At 60.8% G+C, this 8,486-nt stretch carries 11 protein-coding genes; 4 read left to right on the top strand and 7 right to left on the bottom strand.

The annotated features are described in order from the left end of the window. Window positions 1-169 precede the first annotated feature (169 nt). The gene (locus RKE40_RS25115) at window positions 170-811 is read right to left on the bottom strand and encodes a hypothetical protein (RefSeq protein ID WP_316020927.1); all 642 of its coding nucleotides are present in this window, start codon (window positions 809-811) and stop codon (window positions 170-172) included. Between the two features lie 132 nt (window positions 812-943). Here RKE40_RS25115 and RKE40_RS25110 point away from each other — a divergent pair, with 132 nt between their 5' ends. Further along, window positions 944-1,789: a recombinase family protein gene (locus RKE40_RS25110; RefSeq protein ID WP_316020926.1), complete on the top strand. Its 846-nt coding sequence runs from the start codon at window positions 944-946 to the stop codon at window positions 1,787-1,789. Window positions 1,790-2,474: 685 nt separating this feature from the next. On the opposite strand, the gene RKE40_RS25105 is transcribed toward RKE40_RS25110, so the two are convergent. Beyond that, the gene (locus tag RKE40_RS25105) at window positions 2,475-4,121 is read right to left on the bottom strand and encodes an adenylate cyclase (RefSeq protein WP_316020925.1); all 1,647 of its coding nucleotides are present in this window, start codon (window positions 4,119-4,121) and stop codon (window positions 2,475-2,477) included. A gap of 372 nt (window positions 4,122-4,493) precedes the next feature. Here RKE40_RS25105 and RKE40_RS25100 point away from each other — a divergent pair, with 372 nt between their 5' ends. Together RKE40_RS25100 and RKE40_RS25095 are read left to right on the top strand one after the other, a co-directional pair. Next, window positions 4,494-4,697 carry a hypothetical protein gene (locus tag RKE40_RS25100; protein WP_316020924.1) on the top strand — a complete coding sequence of 68 codons (204 nt, stop codon included), beginning with the start codon at window positions 4,494-4,496 and terminating at the stop codon, window positions 4,695-4,697. A 212-nt stretch (window positions 4,698-4,909) separates the two neighbouring features. Continuing rightward, on the top strand, window positions 4,910-5,200 hold the full coding sequence (locus tag RKE40_RS25095; RefSeq protein WP_316020923.1) for a hypothetical protein: 291 nt from the start codon (window positions 4,910-4,912) through the stop codon (window positions 5,198-5,200). Here the strand turns inward: RKE40_RS25095 and RKE40_RS25090 are convergent. Further along, entirely contained in the window at window positions 5,190-5,456 is a 267-nt protein-coding gene (locus RKE40_RS25090) for a DUF6894 family protein (protein ID WP_316020922.1), read from the bottom strand. The genes RKE40_RS25095 and RKE40_RS25090 overlap by 11 nt on opposite strands. 508 nt (window positions 5,457-5,964) lie before the next feature. Next, a complete protein-coding gene (locus tag RKE40_RS25085) occupies window positions 5,965-6,276 on the bottom strand; it encodes a con-10 family general stress protein (protein WP_316020921.1) in 312 nt (103 codons plus the stop codon). 250 nt (window positions 6,277-6,526) lie between these two features. Here RKE40_RS25085 and RKE40_RS25080 point away from each other — a divergent pair, with 250 nt between their 5' ends. Beyond that, window positions 6,527-7,036 (top strand): ferritin-like domain-containing protein, encoded by a 510-nt coding sequence (locus tag RKE40_RS25080; RefSeq protein WP_316020920.1) that lies wholly within the window; start codon window positions 6,527-6,529, stop codon window positions 7,034-7,036. Between the two features lie 188 nt (window positions 7,037-7,224). Here the strand turns inward: RKE40_RS25080 and RKE40_RS25075 are convergent, their stop codons facing one another. From RKE40_RS25075 to RKE40_RS25065, 3 genes are all read right to left on the bottom strand, one after another. Next, window positions 7,225-7,515: a hypothetical protein gene (locus RKE40_RS25075; RefSeq protein WP_316020919.1), complete on the bottom strand. Its 291-nt coding sequence runs from the start codon at window positions 7,513-7,515 to the stop codon at window positions 7,225-7,227. After that, entirely contained in the window at window positions 7,512-7,958 is a 447-nt protein-coding gene (locus tag RKE40_RS25070; RefSeq protein WP_316020918.1) for a hypothetical protein, read from the bottom strand. Before RKE40_RS25070 ends, RKE40_RS25075 begins: the two co-directional genes overlap by 4 nt. Window positions 7,959-8,212: 254 nt before the next feature. Then, window positions 8,213-8,437, bottom strand: a complete 225-nt coding sequence (locus RKE40_RS25065) for a hypothetical protein (RefSeq protein ID WP_316020917.1) — start codon at window positions 8,435-8,437, stop codon at window positions 8,213-8,215. Window positions 8,438-8,486 lie beyond the last annotated feature (49 nt).

The following is an 8,486-nucleotide window of genomic DNA, read 5'->3' as shown; positions in this document are numbered from 1 at the left end:
GTTGCTGGAGCCCATCGGCAACATCCCACCGGCCGAAGCCGAAGAACGCTACTACGCTATGCTGGATGAGCCAGCCATCGCGGCGTGACTCAAACGAAACGGCCTCCGGCGAAGCCGGGGCGGTTCACAAGCCATTCTGCGCCCCCTCTCCCTTGATAGCACGCCGGTACTAGCAACACCGGTGGCGACCCGTCTGGATGAGCAGGTCCAGGTGACCTGCGCACGATACGAAGAAATTCGTGAGTTCCGAGACGGCTGGCAGCTTGGCTACCGTGAACTTTCGAGCGAGCTCTGCCTTTTTCCGGTCTCTCTCGCGAGCATTCAACTGGTCCCAAGAGGTCAGGAACTCCGTGTCGATCTCGATCCGGTCCAAATCTCCCAACTCAGAACCGTCGAAGCATCTATGGGCAAAGACGTACTGTCTTGGGTGCTTCAAGAAGCCAGCCCACCTTCGGATCACCCGATCTGCATCGGTTTCCTGATAGCCTGCTGCGTGCCCTACGGCGTCTCGGATATTCTCCCGCAGCATATCCAACGAGGTGATCAACACTTCTGAGAGCTCCCTACAGGCCACCTCCGACCTTGGCAGGCTCAAGAGCCTCTGCACCGACGAAATGACGGCAGCGATATTGCACGCCTCGGGGATATGAAGCTGGTGGAGCACAGCGGCCAGATCGTCGGATTCCTTGAAGTCGCCCTCTACCATTTCGACGTCGTACAGTCGGCATGACCTGGGATCGCCATCGGCGTCGAGTAAGGCGGTGTCGAATTCCGCCTTCAGCTCCCGGAACTGGCTGCGCGAATAGCCCATAGGCAAGCCCCGATGGTTGATAACAAGACGTCGAGCACACTTGACGCGGAGTCGGCAATTATAAATATTCGGATAAATTCATAAACGCCGCCGTATCACCTCTCTTCTATCTCCTATAGGGGGCCCGCCTAGATGGTCGGATCGAACCGCGTCCAGCGTCTGAAGCGGAAGGCCAGCGTCGTCGCCAGCGAGCGAGCGGTCGTCGTCAACAAGGCGGTCGGATATGTCCGCGTCTCCTCGACGGAGCAGGCCGAACACGGCTTCGGCCTCGCGACCCAGGAAGCGGCGATCCGAGCCTTCGCCACCAGTCAGGGATACGAGCTCGTCGAGGTCGTGACGGATGCCGGCGTGTCGGGAGCGACGCGGCCGAGCGAGCGCGACGGATTCCGGCGCATCGTCGACCTGGCAGAGGAGGGCGCATTCTCGGTGCTGCTCGTCTGGAAGTTCGATCGCCTCGCCCGTCAGATTGTCTATGCGGTCACGGCCGCCAATGACCTGCAGGAGCGCCACGGCATACAGCTCCGGAGCGTGACCGAGCCGATCGACACGGCGACCGCCATGGGGCGCACCGTCTTCGCCATCCTCGCCGGCATGGCGGAGCAGGAGCGGCAGGTGATCACCGAGCGGACGTTCCTCGGCCGGCGGGAGAAAGCGACGAGGGGAGGATATGCATGCGGCGCCGTCCCGCTGGGATATGTGGCCGACCGAGAGGGCGGACTTGCCACGGACAAGGAGAACGCCGGCACGGTGCGGCGGGTCTTCGCCATGCGGAAGGATGGCGCAACCCTCCAGGCCATTGCTTCCGCACTCAATGCCGACGAGATCCCCACGGCCCGAGGCGGTAAATGGTGGCCGTCGACGGTGCGCTACATACTCGACAACCCGAAGTATCGTGGGGAAAGCGAATACCTCTTCCGCTGGAACGGCGACGAGCGTCACGTCGTCCGAAGCGGCACACACGCTGCAATCGTCAGCTAATCAGGCTTAGCCAACTTCCAGAGCACCCTCGCCATTTCGGCGTCCGCTTGCGTAGGAAACACCACCTTGATTTCGACCGGCGAGCCCCGCCCTTCGGAGGGTGGCTCGACGGGAGACATCCCGTAATGCGTTAAGGTGGCCATCACGGTCTCCGCCAGATCTACGAGGGATTCGTCTTCGGCTCCTTCGACCGGCAACCAAACCTCAGTGCCCGTCACTCCGGCTCCTTCATCTTGTCCAGCACAGCCTCCATGTCTCGATGCTCGGGGCTTCCCACTGTCACGACCCACCGGGAGGAAGGGACGTGCCAATTAAACTTCTGCTTTCTGAGTGCCGCTCGAAAGGCCTTTGGCTCGCGTCCCGTGCTTAGCGCCATGCATATCGCATCCGTCTTCTCGGACATCCGCTCCCCCGTTTATCATGCTATCTACGGAGCTTGATATCGAGTTATCAAGCCTTCTTGCCAAATCTGCTGGTCACAGGCTCCGGCGCAGGACGGGGTAATATTCGTCGCTAGTAACCTCCCATGACAAGCGTGCCGCCGCCTTCACGCCAAGTCGGCGACCCCATCCTTCTCGGGGAGTCGAAACGGCGGCCGGGCCGACTCGTTCCGCGCTCGGTCCCTGTGAGGCATCTGCCTGACAGGACGTTTGATATGGATGTCTCCCTTCCTCGACCGCCCAGATCAATTGCTCGGAAAGCTGACGGGAAAGCCCGCTTCCCTCGCTCCTTTAATCAGGATCGCACGGTCACGGGCGTTAAAGTTGCGGGTCGACAGCTCGCGACTGAAATCGTCGAAAAACCGCGGCCTCATCGCCATGAACGCTGCGACGCTCACCTTAGCATCCCGTTCGAGGCCCGAGCGAGCAAAGATGAGGGCGGCGACGAAGTGGTAGATTGAGAATTGCTTCAGGTCGGCTCGCCTGATCCACTCGACAGCGCGACTATTGTCGTCTTGCATGTAGTAAGCGAGCGCAACCATTCCGACATAATAACCGGACCGAACCGCACTTCTCGCGATGGCCTCCTCCATCATGACTGCACCTCGCCGCCAGTCTCCTGTCTGGGCAAGCCGTGATCCGAACTCCGCAAGCACTTCCGTGTCGTTGGGGTTGAGAGCGAGGGCCGTTTCGCCAACGCGCAACGCTGCGTCTGGCTCCTGGTTGAAGAACAGCACGGTCATGAGAGATTGGAGCCCGCGAGCGTTCGCAGGATCGAGGAGAACGGCCCGTTCGGCGGCCTCGCGTGCTCGTAGCCCTGCGGCCGGTGCGGGTTCGCGCCGGTTCAGTCCAAAGCGGTCCTCGTCAAGATAGAGATAGGCCAGCATCGCCCATCCCGTCGAATAGTCGGGGTGCTGCTCCGTTGTCCGTTCAAGACACGTTCGCGTGGAGGCATGCTCAACCGGGCTGAGAACCTTCCGGTATTGATAGAAGCGCAGCACACATTGATAGGCATCGGCGCTGCCCGGAACATCGGCCGCGGTGCCTTGGGAGCCAAAAATCGCCCCGTACGGTTGCGCCACTGCTATCGCAACCTTGGTGGCGATATCCGCTTCGATGTCAAAGATTCGCGCGTTGGACAGGTCCCGCTCATAAATTTGGCTCCAGACAATCCGGGAGCTTTCGACATCGACCAGCCTTGCGGTTACGCGCAACTGCTCTCCGCCGCGCACGCTGCCCTCCAACCGGTACTGAGGCGTCGGCAGAGGACCTCCATTGGTGGAGGGCGGCGACACCACCTCCGCGCGGACGATCCTCAGCTCCCGAAAGCGAGCCAACTGAGCGAGCAGTTCTTCAAATACCCCGGCTGCGAAAAGCCCTGTCGCCGGCCCTGCCAAGTTGGAGAACGGTGCGACAGCAAGCGTTATCTCCGGAGCGGTCGCCCGCCGCTTTGGTCTTTGCTCCTCGAGCTTCCTCGGCCAGGTCGCAGCAGTCAGAACAGAAACGGCAAAAGCGGTGAACAGCAAGGCGGACAACCAACGTCGCCGTGGAATGCCCGGGTGCGCAGCGGGTAGCTCTTGGCCAGGCGGGTCTTTAACAACCGGTTCTTCCGCGACCCTCGCGCCTTCGCGCTGCGTAAAGGTCGGGGTGTAAGCGCCCTTCGGAATGTCGATGATGACCGGGTCGACGCTGCCCGACAGCAGATAATAGCGTTCCAGCGCCCGGCGCAGCCGTCCGGCTTCAATGCGCACAACCGGATCGTTCATCGCATCAAAATCGAGGCCGCGGCCGAAGACATCGGTCGCAATGGCGATAGCCTTCAATCGATCGCCGCGGCCTGCCAAGGTCTCCTCAACCACGTAGGTCAGAAAGCCTTGCACCCGCTGGGGCACCAGAAAGTCGCGACTTGCAAGGATTCGCGCTAATTGGTCCCGAACTGTCTGAGGTTCAGGCGGTGCATTCAGAAGGACACTGCTCGGCTGCATGTATAGCCCTGTCCCACAATCACTTGATGGTAGCCACAAACATCCTTTTGACGCAACGGGACGCACGCCGCTCGCGGCCAGCTTGTCACGTCTACGAACCCCATTGGCTACGAGTGCTCGAGACGGCTTAAGTGCCTAATTGCGCATCAGCCAATATCGATCGCTCAGTCTTCCCCTAAGGCCAATTGACCGAAAGACGCTGGCTGTCAGCGTCGTCCGATGGTCAGCTCGGACAAGCCCAATAGAGCGACACTGTGCGAACACGGGCGGCAGCGCCTCATGCTTCGCATGCCAGAACACAGCCGCGCCCTCGCCGCCGCGACAGGGGAGAGTTTTCTCGATTTGTGCGAGGATTATGAGCTGGCATGGGCCGGCGTTGAACACTGGTCCCATAAGGCTTCGGCGGGCCATGAGATCCGGGAATATTTCGTCCTGATCGAAGCCCTAGAGCTCGAGGTCGTCGCGCTGATTTCGAAGCGCTGATGCGAGTTCCGGCCGGACCGAAGCTAAAAGCCGGAATGTCAGCCGGCCATCGTTGTGCCCGAGATGATGCAGCTCCTTTCGCCCCCGACCATTAAGAAAAGACGTTGCGGTGCCCATCAGATCGGAGTTCATTTCACGCGCAGTTGTCTCCATGCCTCTTTTGGAAATAACCGCTGCGGCTCGCATTGAAGCCGCCTGGCGGAGACAGGCTAATGATCACGGGAGAAGGGACATTGATCCTGCGCGACGGGCGCCGGATACCGCTCGCCTATTCTTTCGCCCCCGTCTACGACGACCTCAGGGTTGGCCATCTGACCTGCGACACAAGCACCGTCGACCCTGCCGCATTCTTCGGTCGCCTGACAGTGGAATGTGACGACGGGACTACGGTGCTGATCGCGGTGATGCACCATGGCGACCGCTACATCGCCGTCACGGGGCGCGTGTTGCCCACCGAGCAGTCAGAATCGGAGCCGATCGTGCGGGCGGCGGCTATGGCTTAGATTCACCGTCCAATGGTGCCTTCATATCGCCGGCTGTCTCGCCTCGAAACGTCAACGAGGCCTGATAGATGACCGTCCCCGAGGCGTCCTCCACGGCAATGCGGTACTCGGCGCGAGCGCCTGCCGGCAAATCTGCAACCAGCTCGGCAAGGGCTCGGTGAGCGTCCTTCACGGCCACGGCGTCGCTCGGATGATCAATGGCGTCAGTCAGGTCGCTATGACGCCCGTCGTTCACGACAAACCGATACAGCGGCATAGGCACCTCCACGAACCCCGAGGGAAATCCAGATCCCGCTTGCCCGCGAGGCGACTTTGAAAGAGGTCTCTAGCGGCGGTCATGCAACTTCGCTGCCAGTTCCGCATTGGAATCGGAGGGAGGGTCGATAATGGACTTCGACGTTTCCATGACGTCGCCCGGCCATTGGGTACTCACCGACCTCTTGGGACGGCCTGCAGGACATATCGAGCAACTCCGTTCCGGCTTGTTCCGTTTGACCCCTTTAGGACGATCAGCCAGTGCGCTTCACGAAGTCGCCTCCCATACCTTCGAGAGCCTCGATAATGTGCTCCGCGCGGTCGAAATCGTCAGCCGCGGGTCGTGCCGCCTGAGCCCTTAGGCGCGAGGTCAGTTACCGAGCGGTGCCTGATGGTGCGAAGCAACTCGCTCCGCCGCAGCATAAGCGGTCAGAGCGGGCTTAAACGACGACGCCCCACCTGATTAGGGCGAGGCGTCGTGCTCTCAAAGCAAGTAAGGTTCAGCGGATTCAGCTCTGTCCGCCTTTGCGGCCCGCTTCGGAAGCTCGCTCCCGGTCGTTGGCGAAATTGCCCTCACCGCCCCGCTGACTATCTCGGCCTTCCTGACCGTCGCCGCCTTGCTGGCTTCGGCCCTGCTGGCCGGCCTGCTGTTGGCCGCCGGTGCTGTTCTCGCCTCCCTTACGCCCCGCTTCCGAGGCCAGTTCGCGATCCTGCGAGAAGCTGCGCTTTTCATCGGGAACGCTCTGCCCGCCCTTCGAGGCGATGTCGCGCTGCTTATCGGAATCCATGGAGCCGAAACCACGCTGATCATTGTTAGCCATGACAGTCTCCTTCCCGCAGACGATAGGTCCGCTGGTGATCGAAGTTTGCTCTGGTGAAAGCCGAAGCCGTTGCCGGTCCAGCTAAGGGCCAAACAGGCAATTCAGGGCGTGGTTCCTAAGAATTTTTCTTTATTTTCATTGACCTAAGGACACCCCTCCGGGGGAAAGTTCTAGGCCAACGCGCACTCCTCGGAACATGCGAAGGCGCTCGTCGTTGCCCTCCTCGATCAGGAAATTGAAGGAGCTTGTCATGGCGAGCCGCGAAGAACGTCTCATGGAATGGCTGCGCGATGCGCACGCCATGGAACAGCAGGCCGTTACGATGCTGTCCTCACTTGCCGGGCGCATCGAAAACTATCCGGAGCTCAAACAGAAGATCGAGGAGCATCTCGCGGAGACTGAGCGCCAAGCGAGTATGATCGAGAGCTGCATCACGCGGCGCGGCGGCGACACTTCAACCTTGAAGGACCTTGCCGCGAAGTTCGTTGCTATGGGCCAAGGCATCAGCGGCGCTTTTGTCGGCGATGAAATTATCAAAGGCTCGATGGCCGGCTACACTTTCGAGCACATGGAAATCGCAGCCTATCGTGTCCTCGTTGCAGCCGCAGACGCAATCGGAGATGCAGAAACCAGCGCGGTTTGCGCGCGCATCCTCGCTGAAGAAGTAAAGATGGCGGCCTGGCTGGACGAGAACCTTCCAGGCGTAACCGCGAAATATCTAGCTCGCGAGGAAACTTCTGGCGTCGAGGCAAAACACTAACCCCGATATTGGAGGGGAGCTCCTTCGCAATGGACAACTCAAACGCGATTATCATGTTTTTGCTGGGGGCAATTCTCATCGGTGGAATTTTCGCTTTCCGTGCTCACCGCCGCTCGGTGACACAGTCGGAGGATGATCCGCCCACGAACGTCCCCTGACTGAGGCCTGCCGAGACATAGGTCGCAAGATCAAACTCGCTCTACGATGGTGCGAGACATCCTGGTCCAGTCGGCTTTGACGCGAGCAGCGCCGGCTGCAAACGACGACCCTGCGGGCAGGCCCAGGAACTGAGCCACAGCCTCGGGCATAACGCCGTCATCTTTCTGAAGGGCGGCACACAGCCGGTTGAGCGCCACAACCAGCATGCCCGGAGAGGCGGCCTCTACCGCCTCCTGTCCAGCAACCAGCGCACCAAAGGCTTGGCGCATCATGGCCTGATCCTCGCCTACAAGCGCGTCGGTGATGTCCCGCAGCTTCATGCGTCAGCCGCCTCCAACGGCTCGTCGTCATTCCCGTCCTCGTCATCATCCTGGAAGGCGAGGGGCGTCCAATGAAAGCCACGGCCGTGCGTCTCGGTGGCAGTACAGGTTTCGCCGTCGTTGTCGGGCTCAGTCTCATCCGGCGCGATAGGGGAGGGAATTCCTGCGAAGTAGGGCTCCAGGTCGCAATCGCCATCGAGCATGTCCATGGTCTCGATGAGGTCTGAAACTATCGCCTCGAGGCGACGCCGGGCGGAGGCCATCGTCTCAGCCTTTTGGCAAAGACGCGTCGCGACGAGGTCCAGGATCTCGCGCACGTCCCCTTGCTCCGCGGGTGAGAGCGGATCGAGGAACAGGCCTTCCAACTCGCATTGAAGAGAGGGCACAGGCTGACGAGCCGAAGGATAGGGTGTCAGGAAGGGGCGAAGATCGACCACGCTCATGACCGACGCTCCATTGGGATGACGCGCCTGCCAATGACGAGTTCGCCATCGACGTAGACCACCGGCAGGTGGCCATAGAAGCTGAAGGTCGGGAGGGTTACGGGTCTGACGGAGTAGGAGCGGATGAGCTTGCCCCTCCGTTGAGATCGGTTGATCCGGATCGGCATCGAGATCCCTTTGCTATGTTGACGTTTCGCTGTCGAGCTAACTTGATAACAAGACGTTCAGACTGCTTCGGAGGAAGGGGCGGCGAGCTAGGCGTCGGGCTGGCCCAAAGCTTCATCCTCCAGGATCGCGCGCACGAGGTCAGACAGTTCGTCTGCGGCCTTCAGTGCGTCCTCCACGTCGAGGTCTTTACGCTGCAGCTTGTTGGCGAGCGCCAGCAGCCGTTCGCGGTCCTCGGGGTAGGTGCTGAACGGCTTGGACGCTGGCTCGCCCCTGAGGATCCTGTCGACCTCTGCCAAGGCCCGATCGATCATGTCGATCTGGCGTGGGTACCGCGTGTCGTCTGGAATCGAGCTACCCCAC

Origin of the sequence: Allobosea rubneri (assembly GCF_032464875.1) — a bacterium.
Lineage (GTDB): Bacteria > Pseudomonadota > Alphaproteobacteria > Rhizobiales > Beijerinckiaceae > Allobosea > Allobosea rubneri.
The sequence above is the reverse complement of the archived record's forward strand: the minus strand, read 5'-3'. Positions and strand labels throughout refer to the sequence as shown.

Excerpts from the sequence above, each read along its gene's own strand:
- RKE40_RS25095 (WP_316020923.1), top strand. The coding sequence starts at position 4,910 with ATGATCACGGGAGAAGGGACATTGATCCTGCGCGACGGGCGCCGGATA.
- RKE40_RS25115 (WP_316020927.1), bottom strand. The coding sequence starts at position 811 with ATGGGCTATTCGCGCAGCCAGTTCCGGGAGCTGAAGGCGGAATTCGAC.
- RKE40_RS25110 (WP_316020926.1), top strand. The coding sequence starts at position 944 with ATGGTCGGATCGAACCGCGTCCAGCGTCTGAAGCGGAAGGCCAGCGTC.
- RKE40_RS25070 (WP_316020918.1), bottom strand. The coding sequence starts at position 7,958 with ATGAGCGTGGTCGATCTTCGCCCCTTCCTGACACCCTATCCTTCGGCT.
- RKE40_RS25085 (WP_316020921.1), bottom strand. The coding sequence starts at position 6,276 with ATGGCTAACAATGATCAGCGTGGTTTCGGCTCCATGGATTCCGATAAG.
- RKE40_RS25065 (WP_316020917.1), bottom strand. The coding sequence starts at position 8,437 with ATGATCGATCGGGCCTTGGCAGAGGTCGACAGGATCCTCAGGGGCGAG.
- RKE40_RS25075 (WP_316020919.1), bottom strand. The coding sequence starts at position 7,515 with ATGAAGCTGCGGGACATCACCGACGCGCTTGTAGGCGAGGATCAGGCC.
- RKE40_RS25090 (WP_316020922.1), bottom strand. The coding sequence starts at position 5,456 with ATGCCGCTGTATCGGTTTGTCGTGAACGACGGGCGTCATAGCGACCTG.
- RKE40_RS25080 (WP_316020920.1), top strand. The coding sequence starts at position 6,527 with ATGGCGAGCCGCGAAGAACGTCTCATGGAATGGCTGCGCGATGCGCAC.
- RKE40_RS25100 (WP_316020924.1), top strand. The coding sequence starts at position 4,494 with ATGCTTCGCATGCCAGAACACAGCCGCGCCCTCGCCGCCGCGACAGGG.